The following is a 16527-nucleotide window of genomic DNA, read 5'->3' on the forward strand; positions in this document are numbered from 1 at the left end:
GGGTATGTTTTTGGTTTTATTATTAGCTTTGAGCTTGGAATTCTGTTAAAGGTTTAACAAATTTTGTTAATGGAATTCTAATTAAGAAGGTATTTAATCATCCATTGCTTGCTATTGCAGAAACTGCAAAGTATACTGCTTCAGTATCATTTTTCATTTGTTGTAAGAATACGTTGTCCCTATCATTTTTTACTAAATCGTCTAAAGTTCCAGGTCTTAGCTCTTTTGTGTTTTGAACTTTAGTTATAGTAACTCCGTTTATTGAATTTGTTACAAATTGAGCTCTAAATTTAGGGTCAAATTTATTAACGTAGTTAATTATTGCTTGGAATAATGAAGATTCAGCGTGACCCTCCTTTACTACGTTTACTAATAATTTTTTGAATTTAGTGTTAAAGTCACCATCTACATTTGAGGTTCCATTTAGTGAAGTATTTTCTTGAGATCCTACTTTAGGAAGCTCTGCATTTAACTCAATATTTGGCCCGGTGTAGTTTAGGTAAACGTTAACATCTTTAATAGTTTGAGCATGGTTTGCACTATTTGCACCATTTGGCGTTGCTGAAGGTGATGACCCTTGAGTTTGAAACACATTTACTTCAGGATTTGAATCTTTGTATAAAACTCTTATAGTAAGAGTTACGCTAGTAGCTGAATCTTGTGCTAAAGCATATCCTTCCTTAGCTGCTAGATTGAAAGTAACTTTTGGGGTTAAATAAAGTTTAGTAACATTTCCTTTAGAAAATCTAACTTCATCTCAAGAAATTGTAGGATTTGTTAGAGTTACATTTTTAAATTTATCAGAACCTAATTTTCTTGTTAATTGGTCAGCTACTAAAGTAAATTTGTCTTGATTTGCTTTAAATCAAGCTTCTAGTTTTTGTTGATTTGTATTTTTGTTATTTTCCTTATTATTTTCTTCAGTATCTTCTACGTAACCATCATCTACAACTATTTTAGGCATAAACCCGTCTCAGTATATTAGTAACATTTTGAGGCATGTTTTTGGTTTTATTATTATTAAGTTGTACTTGGTGGTGTTTGTTCTGTAGATCCAGATGAATCTGAATTACTATATCCAGCTGGTTGTAATCTTGCTTCTTGAGTTTGACTTCCTCCAGTAGCTTCTTCTGCAGGAGGAGTTACTACTGGTGCTGTAAATACGCTTAAAGGTTTAACAAATTTAGTTAAAGGAATTCTAATTAAGAAAGTATTTAATCATCCATTGCTTGCTATTGCAGTTACTGCAAAATACACTGCTTTTGTATCATTTTTCATTTGTTGTAAGAATACGTTGTTCCTATTTTTTAGTAAATCGTCTAAAGTTCCAGGTCTTAGCTCTTTTGTGTTTTGAACTTTAGTTATAGTAACTCCGTTTATTGAATTTGTTACAAATTGAGCTCTAAATTTAGGGTCAAATTTATTAACATAGTTAATTATTGCTTGGAATAATGAAGATTCAGCGTGACCCTCCTTTACTACGTTTACTAATAATTTTTTGAATTTAGTGTTAAAGTCACCATCTACATTTGAGGTTCCATTTAGTGAAGTATTTTCTTGTTCGCCTACTCTTGGTAGATCTGCATCTAATTCAATATTTGACCCGGTGTAGTTTAGGTAAACGTTAACATCTTTAATAGTTTGAGCATGGTTTGCACTATTTGCACCATTTGGCGTTGCTGAAGGTGATGACCCTTGAGTTTGAAACACATTTACTTCAGGATTTGAATCTTTGTATAAAACTCTTATAGTAAGAGTTACGCTAGTAGCTGAATCTTGTGCTAAAGCATATCCTTCCTTAGCTGCTAGATTGAAAGTAACTTTTGGGGTTAAATAAAGTTTAGTAACATTTCCTTTAGAAAATCTAACTTCATCTCAAGAAATTGTAGGATTTGATAAAGTCATATTCTTGAATTTTTCTTCACCTAATTTTTTTGTTAGCTGCTCTGCTACAAGGCTTAATTTATCTTGGTTAACTTTAAATCACTGTTCTAGTAATGGTCTATTTGCAGCTTCGTGTTGTGCTCTATTGTTTTCGGCATTATTTGCTACGTCGTAACCATCTGCTACGTAATCATCTATAACTATTTTAGGCATAAACCCGTCTCAGTATATTAGTAACATTTTGGGGCATGTTTTTGGTTTTATTATTATGAACCTTGATTACTTTGAGTTTGAGCAGTTCCTTGTTGTTGAGTATCGCTAGAAGGGCTTGTAGGAGTTGTAGGTCTGAATTCTGTTAAAGGTTTAACAAATTTAGTTAAAGGTATTCTAATTAAGAAGGTATTTAATCAACTATTGCTTGCTATTGCAGTTACTGCAAAATACACTGCTTCAGTATCTCCTTGGATTTGCTGTAAGAATACGTTGTTCTTATTTAAATCGTCTAAAGTTCCAGGTCTAAGTTGTGTGTCACTTTGAACTTTAGTTATAGTAACTCCGTCTCTTGAATTTGTTACAAATTCAGCTCTATATTTTGGATCGAATTTATTTACATAGTTAATTACCGCTTGGAATAATGAAGATTCAGCGTGACCCTCCTTTACTACGTTTACTAATAATTTTTTGAATTTAGTGTTAAAGTCACCATCTACATTTGAGGTTCCATTTAGTGAAGTATTTTCTTGTTCGCCTACTCTTGGTAGATCTGCATCTAATTCAATATTTGACCCGGTGTAGTTTAGGTAAACGTTAACATCTTTAATGGTTTTAGCATGGTCAGCTGTATTTGCACCATTTGGCACTGCAGAAGGAGAAGCTCCCTGAGTTGCAAATACATTTGTATCTGAATTAGCTTCTTTGTATAGATTTCTAATAGTTAGTGTAACTGTATTTTCTGAATTATCAGCTAAGGTATAACCGTTTTTTGGAGTTAAGTTAAAAGTTACTTTTGGGGTTAAATAACCTTTATTAGAACCTTTATTAGAAAATTTAACTTCATCTCAAGAAATTTAAGGATTTGATAAAGTCATATTTTTGAAATTTTCTTCACCTAATTTTTTTGTTAGCTGGTCTTCTAGTCCTGCTCAGTTAGCAGAGTTGGTAAATCAAGCTTCTAGTTTTTTTTGATTTGCAGCTTCGTTAGTATCTTTATTATCTTCAGTAGTATCTGCTACGTAACCATCTGCTTCATAACCTGGCACTACAATTTTAGGCATAAACCCGTCTCAGTATAGTGTACGACCGTTAACTGGTTTGTAGTATGCTGTTTTTTCTGTTGGGTTATCACCGTTAAGTGCATCAGTAGCTGCTTTTAAAGTATCGTTTAATGATTTTAGATAAGATGCTGTTGATGCTAAATCAGCTGATGGAGCTGCTAGTTGAGTTTCTGGTGAAGCAGCTTCAGCATTTGCAACTCTAACTGTAGCTGAAGTTGATTCAGGTGCACCTGAATCACTTGATTCTTCAGTAGCTGCTTGAGCTGGTTAATTTTTAAGTTTTTTTAGCTAAATATTAAATTTGAAAAATTTCAAAAATATAAACCATTTTTGCACATAAATTATATTTTTTCTATCTATTTGAATATATTTTTAAAACCTTTGAACAATAATCTTAAAAACTTAAACATTTTGGGGCATGTTTTTGGTTTTATTATTATTAACTTTGTTGTGAAGCTTCTGGAGTTTGATCTTGAGCGCTTTGTTCTTCAAGTACGCTTATAGGTCTTACAAATTTAGTTAAAGGAATTCTTACAAGTACGGTGTTTAATCAATTATTGCTTGCTATTGCAGTTACTGCAAAATACACTGCTTCAGTATCATTTTTCATTTGTTGTAAAAACACGTTGTTATTGTATAGTAAATCTTCTAAATTTCCTGGTCTAAGTTCTCTATCTTTTTTTTGTCTATCTTTTTGAACTTTAGTTAAAGCAACTCCGTTTGTTGCATTTGTTACAAATGCAGCTCTAAATTTAGGGTCAAATTTGTTAACGTAGTTAATTACAGACTGCATTAAAGGATTTACTAGTCTTTTAGTAAATAGCAGTCCTCTAAATGCGGTGTTAAATGCACCTGTAACATTTGAAGTACCATTAATTAAAGTATTAGCTGCAGTACCTACTGCAGGAACTGCTTGATCTAACTCAATATTTGGCCCGGTGTAGTTAAGATACACATTAACGTTTTTTATAACCTTAGGATCATTTGGTGTCTTTGTATTTTTTGGCGCTGCTGAAGGTGAAGCTCCTTCGTGTGTAAAGACATTATCAGCGTTGGCTTTTGCGCTTTTATATAGCACTCTGACTACAATATCAAGCTCACTTGTTGAAGTAGAATCTAAAGCATAATCATCTTTAGCTTTTACGCTAAATTTAACGGTAGGATATCAACGGGTTACTCCTTTACCTGCAGTAAAATCTGTTAATGTAATGCTTCTATATGTAAGCTTAACGTTTTTAAACTTATCTGAACCTAATCTCTTTGTAAGCTGGTCTTCTAGTCCTGCTCAGTTAGCAGAGTTGGAAAATCAAGCTTCTAGTTTTGTTTTATTTGCTTCTTCGTGAGTTGCTTTACCTTTTTCTTCACCATCTGCTTCATAACTTTGCACTACAATTTTAGGCATAAACCCGTCTCAGTATTAAGAAAACATTTTAGGGCATGTTTTTGGTTTTATTATTAACTTTGAGTTCCTTCTGTTGGAGCTGTTCCTGATGCTAAAGATCCACCTTCTGGAGCTTGTTGTGAAGCTTCTGGAGTTTGATCTTGAGCGCTTTGTTCTTCAAGTACGCTTATAGGTCTTACAAATTTTGTTAATGGAATTCTAATTAGGAAGGTATTTAATCAATTATTGCTTGCTATTGCAGTAACTGCAAAATACACTGCTTCTGTATCGCCTTTTATTTGTTGTAAGAATACTTTGTTCTTATTGCTTAGTAAATCGTCTAAAGTTCCAGGTCTAAGCTCTTTTGTGTTTTGAACTTTAGTTATAGTAACTCCGTCTCTTGAATTTGTTACAAATGCAGCTCTATATTTTGGATCGAATTTATTAACGTAGTTAATTATTGCTTGGAATAATGAAGATTCAGCGTGATCCCCCCCTACTACGTTTACTAATAAGTTTTTGAATTTAGTGTTAAAGTCACCATCTACATTTGAGGTTCCGTTAATTGAAGTATTATCTTGAGATCCTACTGTAGGAGCTTCTGCATTTAACTCAATATTTGGCCCGGTGTAGTTAAGATAAACGTTAACATCTTTAATAGTAGTTGCATTGTTTGGATTACTTGCTCTATTTGGAGCAGCTGAAGAAGATGCGCCTTGGTATCTAAGTACGTTTTGAGTTGAATTTTCACTTGTATATAACACTCTAATTGAAAGTGATAAAGTAGCACTTGCGCCATCTGTGGTTTGAAGTTCGTAACCTTCTTTACCTTGTAAAGTAAAGGTTACTTTAGGTACTCTAGTATTACTTGATGTATCTTCATAGCTAACCATTGGAGATGTTAAAACTACATTCTTAAATTTATCAGAACCTAGTTTTTTTGTAAGCTGATCTGCTACAAGACTTAGTTTATCTTGGTTAGCTTCAAATCACTGTTGTAGTAATGGTCTATTTGCATTTTCGTTAGTATCTTTACTACTTCCAGTAGTATCTGCTACGTAACCTTGCACTACAATTTTAGGCATAAACCCGTCTCAGTATAGTGTACGACCGGTATCTACTTTATAGTAAGCTGTTTTATTTTCGGTTGTATCACCATTTAACTTATCGGTTTCAGCTTTTAAGCTGTCACTTAATGATTTTAGATAAGATGCTGTTGATGCTAAATCAGCCATTGGAGCTGCTGGTTGAGTTTCTGGTGAAGCTGCTTCACCATTTGCAAGTCTAACTGTAGCTGATGCTGCCGCTCTAGGTGAACTTTGCGTTGTTGTTGGTGCAGCTGCTTGAGCTGGAGCCTTTTTGTATTTTTAAGTTAATTTTTGATTTGATTTTAAATAAAAAAATGCATTTGATAAAAATCAAAAAAACTATAAGTATTTGTACATTAATTAAAAAAATAAATTAATTTTGCGTGTTTTTATAATAAGTGAACAATAACTAAAAATTTTAGGGCATGTTTTTGGTTTTATTATTACTTTGAACCCGAATTTGTTCCAGTTGTTGGTGAGCTTTGAGCTTGGAATTCAGTTAAAGGTCTTACAAATTTTGTTAAAGGAATTCTAATTAGGAAGGTATTTAATCATCTATTGCTTGCTACAGCTGTTACTGCAAAATATACTGCTTCAGTATCTCCTTGGATTTGTTGTAAGAATACGTTGTCCTTATCTAAATCGTCTAAAGTTCCAGGTCTAAGTTCTCTATCTCTTTTTTGTTTATCTTTTTGAACTTTAGTTATAGTAACTCCGTCTCTTGCATCTGTTACAAATTCAGCTCTAAATTTAGGGTCAAATTTGTTAACGTAGTTAATTATTGCTTGGAATAATGAAGATTCAGCGTGGCCCCCTCCTTAATACGCTTACTAATAATTTTTTGAATTTATCGTTAAAGTCACCTGTTACACTTGAAGTTCCGTTAATTGAAGTATTATCTTGAGATCCTACTTGTGGCAGCTCTGCATCTAATTCAATATTTGGCCCGGTATAGTTTAAGTAAACATTAACAGTTTTTATTGTTGTTTCGTCGTTTGGACTACTTGCTCTATTTGGAACTGCTGAAGATGAAGCTCCTTGTGTAGGAAGCTGTATTGTGCTTTCATTATCATGGTTATATAAGACTCTAACAACAAGGCTAATTTCATTTGCTGAATTATCAAGAGTGTATCCTTCTTTTGCTGCAACTGTAAATTTTACAGTTGGAGTTTTAACAGCATTAGTACTAAAGGTAACTTCTTTATAAGTTAACTTTACGTTTTTGAATCTTTCTGCTCCAAGTTTTTTAGTTAGTTGATCTGATAGTCCTGCTCAGTTTACTGCATTATCAAATCATTCTCTAATTTTTCTTTCGTTTTCTGAATTTTGTTCTCAATTTTTATCAAAATCAGTTAGCACAATTTTCGGCATAAACCCGTCTCAGTATAGCGCTAACATTTTGGGGCATGTTTTTGGTTTTATTATTGGCTTTGTCCTGTTCTTTGTGCTGGTTGTGAAGTTTCAGTTTGTCCGCCTTGAGATTGAGCTGGAGCTGCTGGTGCTCTAAATGGTGTAATAGGTCTAACAAATTTAGTTAAGGGTATTCTAATTAGGAAGGTATTTAATCATCCATTGCTTGCTATTGCAGAAACTGCAAAATACACCGCCTCTGTATCACCTTTTATTTGTTGTAAGAATACGATGTTCTTATTGTTTAGTAAATCGTCTAAAGTTCCAGGTCTAAGTTGTGTGTCACTTTGAACTTTAGTTATAGTAACTCCGTTTTTTGAATTTGTTACAAATATAGCTCTATATTTTGGATCGAATTTATTAACATAGTTAATTACAGACTTTAATAAAGGATTTGGATATCTATTAGTAAATAGCAGTCCACTAGATGGATTTCCTCTAAATGCGGTGTTAAATGCACCTGTAACATTTGAAGTACCATTAATTGAAGTATTTTCTTGTCCGCCTACTGTTGGTAGATCTGCATCTAAGACAATGCTTGGCCCGGTGTAGTTTAAATACACATTAACTTTTGACTTTACATTTGGATCATTAACGGTAGCTCCTCTAGGTGCTGCTGAAGATGAAGCTCCTTGAATAGTAAGTAGGTTTTGGTTAGATTCCTAAGATGAATAAAGAACTCTAATAGTTAGAGAGATTTGTTTAGGATCTGTTGTAGGCTCTGTTAACTGGTAACCCGGTTTTGCTTGAATGTTAAAGGTAACTTTCGGATTTTTTCAAGTATTTGAATTAACAGTTACTTCTTCATAGCTAACTTGAGGATTTGTTAGAGTTACATTTTTAAATTTATCAGAACCTAGTTTTTTGGTTAACTGTTCTGATAATTTTTCTCAATTACTTTCGGTTGCAAATCATTGTTGTAGTTTTTGTTGATTTGTAGTTTCGTGAGTTGCTTTACCATTTCCTTCACCATCTGCTTCATAACCTGGCACTACTATTTTAGGCATAAACCCGTCTCAGTATAGTGTACGACCGTTAACTGGTTTGTAGTATGCTGTTTTTTCTGTTGGGTTATCACCGTTAAGTGCATCAGTAGCTGCTTTTAAAGTATCGTTTAATGATTTTAGATAAGAAACTGTTGATGCTAAATCAGCCATTGGAGCTGCTGGTGTTTGAGTTTCTGCTTCTGTTGCAGCTTCTTCTGACATTGCAACTCTAACTGTAGCTGAAGCGGCTGTAGCTGCACCTGAATCACTTTGAGTTGCAGGAGCTGCTTGAGCTGGAGCTATTACGAAGTTTTGTAGTTTAAATTCTGATTTGTCTCTAGCTTTGGTTCCTGCTCTAGGGTTTGGAAGTTGACCTTCAGGAGTTTCTACAATAATTGATTGAGCTGTTCATTGGAATGCTGGAAACACTGATGAAGCTTTTAGTAGAGCTGCATCGAATGCTTCTTTATTGTCAGCATCGTAGTATTTTTGTGGATAATCCACTTGCATTTTTAGACCATCTGATACTAAAGTTTGAAGAGATTCTAATGATTCTTTTAACGATGTTAGGTTAGCTAACATTGTTGTAGCTTCAGTTGCATGATCTTTAGTTAAAGCATCAACTTGTCTTTGTAGTTCAGCTTTTAAAGCTGTATTAACAAGAGATTCAAGTTCTGTAACTTTAGCTGCTGCGCTAGTTTTTGTTTTTTGGAAGTCAAGATCTGGTTTAACTACTGCAACTGCTGCATCTAGAGCTGTTTTTGCAGATTCTAATGTAGCTTTTGTTGTGTCTAAATTACTTGAAGCATCTAGGTTTTTAAGTTTTGAATCTTCTGTTATAAAACCAGCTGATGCTGTTAATTTTGCTTCTAAAGTAGTTTTATGAGTAGTATCTGTTACTTTTGAGTATTCAGCATCTTCTTTAACTTCCTTAGCTTTAGTAACCGATCCGCTTGTAAACTGCAAAAAAATTAAGTTAAAAATAAAACTAAATTTATTTTTTAAACTTAATTAAATGTCGGTGTAGTTTAAGTAAACATTAACTTTAGCTTTTACGTTAGCATCATTAACTGTTGGACTTCCTGGCGCTGCAGAAGGAGAAGCTCCTTGTGTAGGAAGCTGGATTGTGCTTTCACTTCCACGGTTATATAAGACTCTAACAACAAGGCTAATTTCATTTGCTGAATTATCAAGAGTGTAGCCATCTTTTGCTTCAACTGTAAATTTTACAGTTGGAGTTTTAATATCATCACCACTAAAGCTAGCTTCTTTGAAAGTAAGCTTTACGTTCTTAAATCTTTCTGCTCCAAGTTTTTTAGTTAGTTGATCTGATAGTCCTGCTCAGTTTACTGCATTATCAAATCATTCTCTAATTTTTCTTTCGTTTTCTGAATTTTGTTCTCAATTTTTATCAAAATCAGTTAGCACAATTTTCGGCATAAACCCGTCTCAGTATTAAGAAAACATTTTGGGGGCATGTTTTTGGTTTTATTATTAGCTTTGTGCTTCTGGTTGAGTTTGTGCACCTGTTCCAGAATCTGTTTGAGTAGGAGCCGAAGCTGGAGGAGCAGTAAATGCTGTTAAAGGTCTTACAAATTTAGTTAAAGGAATTCTAATTAAGAAAGTATTTAATCAACCTTGGCTAGTTACACCGTTAACTGCAAAATATACTGCGCTTGAGTCTCCATTAACTTGTTGTAAAAACACTTTGTTATCGTATAGGAAATCGTTTAAACTTCCTATTCTAAGTTCTTTTTTGCTTTGAACACTAGTTATAGCAACTCCGTTTATACTTGTTACAAGTTGAGCTCTAAATTTAGGGTCAAATTTATTAACATAGTTTATAACTGTGCTAAGAAATTCTCTTGGCACTCGATTATTATCGACTAATAGTTCTTTGAATTTATCGTTAAAGGTTCCTTCAACATTTGAAGTACCATTAATTGAAGTATTTTCTTTTCCACCTACTGTTGGTAGATCTGCATCTAAGACAATATTTGGCCCGGTGTAGTTCATATAAACGTTAACTTTAGCTTTTACTTTAGCATCATCAACTGATGAACCACTTGGCGCTGCAGTAGGAGAAGCTCCTTGAATAGTAAGTAGGTTTTGGTTAGATTCCTGAGATAAATAAAGAACTCTAATAGAAAGTGAAATTTGACTTTCTTCTGTTGTAGGCTCTGTTAACTGGTAACCCGGTTTTGTTTGAATGTTAAAGGTAACTTTTGGATTTTTTCAAGTATTTGAATTAACAGTTACTTCTTCATAGCTAACTTGAGGATTTGTTAGAGTTACATTTTTAAATTTATCAGAACCTAATTTTCTTGTTAATTGGTCAGCTACTAAAGTAAATTTGTCTTGATTTGCTTTAAATCAAGCTTCTAGTTTTTGTTGATTTGTATTTTTGTTATTTTCCTTATTATTTTCTTCAGTATCTTCTACGTAACCATCATCTACAACTATTTTAGGCATAAACCCGTCTCAGTATAGTGTACGAGTAGTATCAGCTTTATAGTAAGCTGTTTTATTAGCTGTAGTATCACCATTTAACTTATCGGTTTCATCTTTTAAGCTGTCACTTAATGATTTTAGATAAGATGCTGTTGATGCTAAATCAGCCATTGGAGCTGTTTGAGCTTCTGATGATTCTGAATCTTCTGCTGCTTCTTCTGTTCCTGTTGCAAGTCTAACTGTAGCTGAAGCGGCTGCAGTTGCAGCTGAATCACTTTGAGTTGCAGGAGCTGCTTGAGCTGGTTAGTTTTTAAGTTTTTTTAGCTAAATATTAAATTTAAAAAATTTCAAAAATATAAACCATTTTTGCACATAAATTATATTTTTGCATCTATTTATATATATTTTTAAATCCTTTGAACAATAATCTTAAAAACTTAAACATTTTAGGGCATGTTTTTGGTTTTATTATTATGAACCTTGATTACTTTGAGTTTGAGCAGTTCCTTGTTGTTGAGTATCGCTAGAAGGCCTTGTAGGAGTTGTAGGTCTGAATTCTGTTAAAGGTTTAACAAATTTAGTTAATGGAATTCTAATTAGGAAAGTATTTAATCATTTGTTGTTACCTACACCGTTAACTGCAAAGTATACAGCGTTTGTGTCTTGGTTAACTTGTTGTAAGTAAACTGGTTCAGCATCATCAAGGTTTGCAACTCTTAACGCGTTATTATCTAATTTAGCTCAAGTAACTCCATTTTTTTGCTCACTTATTGGATTAGCTGGATATTTAACATCAAATTTATTTACATAATTCATTACCGCTTGGAATAATGAAGTTTGAGCGTTATCTCTTACTAATAATTCTTTGGATTTAGTGTTAAAGTCACCATTTACATTTGAGGTTCCGTTAATTGAAGTATTTTCTTGTCCGCCTACTGTTGGTAGATCAGCGTTTAACATAATTGCTGGTCCGGTGTAGTTTAAATACACATTAACTTTTGCTTTTACGTTAGCATCATCAACTGATGAATTACTTGGCGCTGCTGAAGGTGAAGCTCCTTGATATGGAAGTAAAAGAGCGTTTGGATCACTTGAGCTATATAAAACTCTTATTTTTAACTCTAAGGTAGTTGTTGTTCCTTCTCCACTTGCTAATTGGTAACCATCTTTAGCAGCTACTGTAAAGGTTACCTTAGGAAACTTAACGCTTCCACTAGTTAAAAGCCTTACGTCTTCAAAAATAATTTGTGGATTTGAAAGAACAACGTTTTTAAATCTTTCTGCTCCAAGCTTTTTAGTTAGTTGATCTGATAGTCCTGCTCAGTTTGATGCTTCTCTAAATCAATCTCTAATTTTTCTTTCGTTTTCTGAATTTTGTGCTCAACTTGAATCAAAATTATCTAGCACAATTTTAGGCATAAACCCGTCTCAGTATAGTGTACGACCGTCAACTGGTTTGTAGTATGCTGTTTTTTCTGTTGGGTTATCACCGTTAAGTGCATCAGTAGCAGCTTTTAAAGTGTCATTTAATGATTTTAGATAAGAAGCAGTTGATGCTAAATCAGCTGCTGGTGTTGGTGCTGCTGGTTGAGTTTCTGCTTCTTCTGACATTGCAACTCTAACTGCAGCTGAAGCGGCTGCAGCTGGTACAGGTTCTGTTGGTGTTGGTGCAGCTGCTTGAGTTGGAGCCATTACAAAGTTTTGTAGTTTGAATTCTGATTTATCTCTAGCTTTGGTTCAAGCTCTAGGGTTTGGAAGCGCATCTCCTTCTGGAGCAGGAACTACAATTGAATCCTCTGTTCATTGGAATGCAGGAAACACTGATGAAGCTTTTAGTAAAGCTGCATCGAATGCTTCTTTATTGTCAGCATCGTAGTATTTTTGTGGATAATCCACTTGCATTTTTAGACCATCTGATACTAAAGTTTGAAGAGATTCTAGTGATTCTTTTAATGATGTTAGGTTTTCTAACATTGTTGTAGCTTGAGCAGCTTGTTCTTTTGTTAATTCATTAACTTGTCTTTGTAATTCATCTTTTAAAGCTGTATTAACAAGAGATTCAAGTTCTGTAACTTTAGCTGCAGCGCTGGTTTTTGTTTTTTGGAAGTCAAGATCTGGTTTAACTGCTGCAACTGCTGCATCTAGAGCTGTTTTTGCAGATTCTAATGTAGCTTTTGTTGTGTCTAAATTACTTGAAGCATCTAGATTTTTAAGTTTTGATCCATCTTCTAGTAATGCTGTTGCTGCTGTGTATTTTTCTTCTAAAGTAGTTTTATGAGTAGTATCTGTTACTTTTGAGTATTCAGCATCTTTTTTAGCTTCTTTAGCTTTAGTAACCGATCCGCTTATAAACTGCAAAAAAAATTAAGTTAAAAATAAAACTAAATTTATTTTTTAAACTTAATTAAATGTCGGTGTAGTTTAAATAAACATTAACTTTTGCTTTTACGTTAGCATCATTAACTGTTGGATTTTCTGGCGCTGCTGAAGATGAAGCTCCTTGCATTTGTAAAACGTTTGCATTAGGTGATTGAGTTGTATATAAAACTCTTATAACCATTGTAAGACTTTGTGAAAATTCACTTCCGCTTTGCAATTCATAACCTTCTTTTTGGGCTACATCAAAGGTAACTTTAGGTCTATATTGGTTGCTATTTACTATGTTTCAATCTACTTGTGGATTGGTTAGTTTAACGTTTTTAAATTTCTCACTTCCTAGTTTTTTAACAAGTTGATCTTCTAGATTGCTTCAATTTGCTTTAGTATTAAATCATGTTTGAAGTTTTGATTTATTATCTTCTACATTTGCTTGCGATGCAGTAAAACTTTCAAGAGTAATTTTTGGCATAAACCCGTCTCAGTATATTTTGTTAATAATTAAACCTAAATTTGGTTTATATTTTTGAATTAATTTTTAATTGAGATATTTAAATTTTGCTGCAAATCATGTAGTTAATATTAATGCGTTTCTTTTATTTCAAAAATCATATCCACCTAATGTGTTTGCTTTATGTTCTTATTTTTTAAAACATTTTTTTATTTAAAAAATAAAATAGTTTTTAACTTAAATTAATTAAAACATTTTGGGGCATGTTTTTGGTTTTATTATTATTAAGTTTGTGGTGATGATTGTGAAGCTGAATCTCCTTGAGCTTCTTGTGTTTCAGTAGCTTCTCCGCCTGATTGTCCATCTTCTTGATTTTCTGCGTTTTGCTCTGTGTTATCAGCTTGGCTAGAATTTTCTCCAGATTCTTCTTGAGAGTCCTCAGTAGTAGGAATCATTACTGCTGATGCTGTAAATGGTGTAATAGGTCTTACAAATTTAGTTAAAGGAATTCTAATTAGGAAGGTATTTAATCAATTATTGCTTGCTATTGCAGTAACTGCAAAATATACTGCGCTTGAGTCTCCATTAACTTGTTGTAAGAATCCTTTGTTATTGTATAGGAAATCGTTTAAACTTCCTATTCTAAGTTGTGTGCCGCTTTGAACGCTAGTTAAAGCAACTCCGTTTTTTTCTGTTACAAATGCAGCTCTAAATTTGGGGTCAAATTTGTTAACGTAGTTAATTATTGCTTGTAATAATGAAGTTTGAGTGAAACTCCCCCCTACTACGTTTACTAATAATTTTTTGAATTTATCGTTAAAGGTTCCTTTAACATTTGAAGTACCATTAATTGAAGTATTTTCTTTTTCGCCTACTGTAGGATGGGCTTCATCTAAAACAATAGAAGGCCCGGTGTAGTTTAAGTAAACGTTAACTTTTTCAATTGTGGTTGCATTATCACTAGGAGTTGCAGTATAATAAGCTCCTTGTGTTGAAAGCACATTTCTAGTTAAATTTGAATCTTTATATAAAACTTTTATTGTAAGAGTTACAGTATTTGCTGATTCTTCTGCTAGAGTATATCCATCTTTTGCTGCTAGATTGAAAGTAACTTTTGGGGTTAAATAACCTTTATTAGAACCTCTATTAGAAAATCTAACTTCATCTCAAGAAATTGTAGGATTTGATAAAGTCATATTCTTGAATTTTTCTTCACCTAATTTTCTTGTTAATTGGTCAGCTACTAAAGTAAATTTGTCTTGATTTGCTTTAAATCAAGCTTCTAGTTTTTTTTGATTTGCAGCTTCGTGTTCTGCTCTATTGTTTCCTTGATCATCTGCTACGTAACCATCTGCTTGGTAATCTTGCACTACTATTTTAGGCATAAACCCGTCTCAGTATAGTGTACGACCGGCATCTGCTTTATAGTAAGCTGTCTTATTAGCTGTAGTATCACCATTTAACTTATCGGTTTCATCTTTTAAGCTGTCACTTAATGATTTTAGATAAGATGCTGTTGATGCTAAATCAGCTGCTGGTGTTGGTGCTGGTGTTTGAGTTTCTGCTTCTGCTGCAGCTTCTTCTGACATTGCAACTCTAACTGTAGCTGATGCTACGGCTGATGTTCCTCCTCCACTTCCATCTCCGCTTCCACTTTCTGTTGGAGCTGTTGTAGCAGCTGCTTGAGCTGGAGCCATTACAAAGTTTTGTAGTTTGAATTCTGATTTGTCTCTAGCTTTGGTTCAAGCTCTAGGGTTTGGAAGCGCGTCTCCTTCTGGAGCAGGAACTACAATTGAATCTGTAGTTCATTGGAATGCAGGAAACACTGATGAAGCTTTTAATAATGCATCGTCAAATGCGCTTTTGTTATCTGCGTCATAGTAGTTTCTTGGGTAGTCCACTTGCATTTTTAGACCATCTGATACTAAAGTTTGAAGAGATTCTAATGATTCTTTTAATGATGTTAGGTTAGCTAACATTGTTGTAGCTTCAGTTGCATGATCTTTAGTTAAAGCATCAACTTGTCTTTGTAGTTCAGTTTTTAAAGCTGTATTAACAAGAGATTCAAGTTCTGTAACTTTAGCTGTAGCGCTAGTTTTTGTTTTTTGGAAGTCAAGATCTGGTTTAACTGCATCAACTGCTGCATCTAGAGCTGTTTTTGTAGATTCTAATGAAGCTTGAGTAGTTGCTAAAGTTCCATCAGCATTTAGATTTGCAAGTTTTGTTTCACCTTCTAGTAATGCTGTTGCTGCTGTGTATTTTTCTTCTAAAGTAGTTTTATGAGTAGTATCTGTTACTTTTGAGTATTCAGCATCATTTTTAGCTTCTTTAGCTTTAGTAACCGATCCGATTATAAACCACAAAAAAATTAACCTAAAAATAAAAGCAAGTTTGTTTTTTAAATTTAATTAAATGTCGGTGTAGTTTAAATACACATAACTTTAGCTTTTACGTTATCATCATCAACTGATGAACCACTTGGCACTGCAGAAGGAGAAGCTCCTTGATATGGAAGTAAAAGAGTGTTTGGATTACTTGAGCTATATAAAACCCTTATTTTTAATTCTAAGGTAGTTGAAGTTCCTTCTCCACTTGCTAATTGGTAACCATCTTTAGCAGCTACTGTAAAGGTTACCTTAGGAAACTTAACGCTTCCACGAGTTAAAAGCCTTACGTCTTCAAAAATAATTTGTGGATTTGAAAGAACAACGTTTTTAAATCTTTCTACTCCAAGCTTTTTAGTTAGTTGATCAGATAAACCTGCTCAGTTTGATGCTGTCGCAAATCATTCTCTAATTTTATTTTGGTTGGCTGTATTTTGTGCTCAACTTGAATCAAAACCTTCAAGCACTATTTTAGGCATAAACCCGTCTCAGTATAGTGTACGACCGTCAACTGGTTTGTAGTATGCTGTTTTTTCTGTTGGGTTATCACCATTTAGTGCTGCATTTTGCGCTTTAAGATCTGTATCTAAGGTTTTTAGATAAGAAACTGTTGATGCTAAATCAGGAGTTGCAGGTGCTTGTGGTGCTTGTGCATCTTCTGATGCTGCGCCATCAGCTGAAGTTGTTTCACCATTTGCAACTCTAACTGTAGCTGAAGCGACTGCAGCTGGTGCAGGTTCTGTTGGTGTTGGTGCAGCTGCTTGAGCTGGTTAGTTTTTGTGTTTTTAGATAAATATTAAATTTGAAAAATTTCAAAAATATAAACCATTTTTGCACATAAA

At 33.5% G+C, this 16527-nt stretch carries 11 protein-coding genes and 3 pseudogenes; all 14 read right to left on the reverse strand.

Annotation, left to right across the window (positions count from 1 at the left end; all coding sequences use genetic code 4):
• Positions 1 to 22 precede the first annotated feature (22 nt).
• Entirely contained in the window at positions 23 to 991 is a 969-nt protein-coding gene (locus VY93_RS04145; protein WP_223211472.1) for a hemagglutinin, read from the reverse strand.
• Between the two features lie 29 nt (positions 992 to 1020).
• Positions 1021 to 2124: a hemagglutinin gene (locus VY93_RS01370; RefSeq protein WP_117274813.1), complete on the reverse strand. Its 1104-nt coding sequence runs from the start codon at positions 2122 to 2124 to the stop codon at positions 1021 to 1023.
• Between the two features lie 26 nt (positions 2125 to 2150).
• On the reverse strand, positions 2151 to 2744 hold the full coding sequence (locus VY93_RS04665) for a hypothetical protein (protein ID WP_052717812.1): 594 nt from the start codon (positions 2742 to 2744) through the stop codon (positions 2151 to 2153).
• Positions 2745 to 2951: 207 nt separating this feature from the next.
• Positions 2952 to 3158 (reverse strand): hypothetical protein, encoded by a 207-nt coding sequence (locus VY93_RS04670; protein WP_052717814.1) that lies wholly within the window; start codon positions 3156 to 3158, stop codon positions 2952 to 2954.
• A 439-nt stretch (positions 3159 to 3597) separates the two neighbouring features.
• A complete protein-coding gene (locus VY93_RS01380; RefSeq protein WP_052717816.1) occupies positions 3598 to 4560 on the reverse strand; it encodes a hypothetical protein in 963 nt (320 codons plus the stop codon).
• A gap of 53 nt (positions 4561 to 4613) precedes the next feature.
• The gene (locus tag VY93_RS04310; RefSeq protein ID WP_408633533.1) at positions 4614 to 5765 is read right to left on the reverse strand and encodes a hemagglutinin; all 1152 of its coding nucleotides are present in this window, start codon (positions 5763 to 5765) and stop codon (positions 4614 to 4616) included.
• Between the two features lie 636 nt (positions 5766 to 6401).
• Positions 6402 to 7025, reverse strand: a complete 624-nt coding sequence (locus tag VY93_RS04315) for a hypothetical protein (RefSeq protein ID WP_027332505.1) — start codon at positions 7023 to 7025, stop codon at positions 6402 to 6404.
• 23 nt (positions 7026 to 7048) lie between these two features.
• Positions 7049 to 9034 (reverse strand): annotated as a pseudogene (locus VY93_RS04610) (hypothetical protein).
• Positions 9035 to 9463 carry a hypothetical protein gene (locus VY93_RS01400; RefSeq protein ID WP_027332503.1) on the reverse strand — a complete coding sequence of 143 codons (429 nt, stop codon included), beginning with the start codon at positions 9461 to 9463 and terminating at the stop codon, positions 9035 to 9037.
• A gap of 54 nt (positions 9464 to 9517) precedes the next feature.
• Positions 9518 to 10075: pseudogene (locus VY93_RS04675) on the reverse strand (hypothetical protein); the annotation flags it as partial.
• A gap of 870 nt (positions 10076 to 10945) precedes the next feature.
• The gene (locus VY93_RS01410) at positions 10946 to 12832 is read right to left on the reverse strand and encodes a hypothetical protein (protein ID WP_046128336.1); all 1887 of its coding nucleotides are present in this window, start codon (positions 12830 to 12832) and stop codon (positions 10946 to 10948) included.
• A gap of 46 nt (positions 12833 to 12878) precedes the next feature.
• A complete protein-coding gene (locus tag VY93_RS01415; RefSeq protein ID WP_046128323.1) occupies positions 12879 to 13322 on the reverse strand; it encodes a hypothetical protein in 444 nt (147 codons plus the stop codon).
• Between the two features lie 263 nt (positions 13323 to 13585).
• Positions 13586 to 15664 (reverse strand): hypothetical protein, encoded by a 2079-nt coding sequence (locus VY93_RS01420; protein ID WP_046128337.1) that lies wholly within the window; start codon positions 15662 to 15664, stop codon positions 13586 to 13588.
• Between the two features lie 54 nt (positions 15665 to 15718).
• Positions 15719 to 16455: pseudogene (locus VY93_RS04615) on the reverse strand (hemagglutinin); the annotation flags it as partial.
• Positions 16456 to 16527 lie beyond the last annotated feature (72 nt).

The organism is Mycoplasmopsis synoviae ATCC 25204 (assembly GCF_000969765.1).
Classification (GTDB): Bacteria; Bacillota_I; Bacilli_A; order Mycoplasmatales; family Metamycoplasmataceae; genus Mycoplasmopsis; species Mycoplasmopsis synoviae.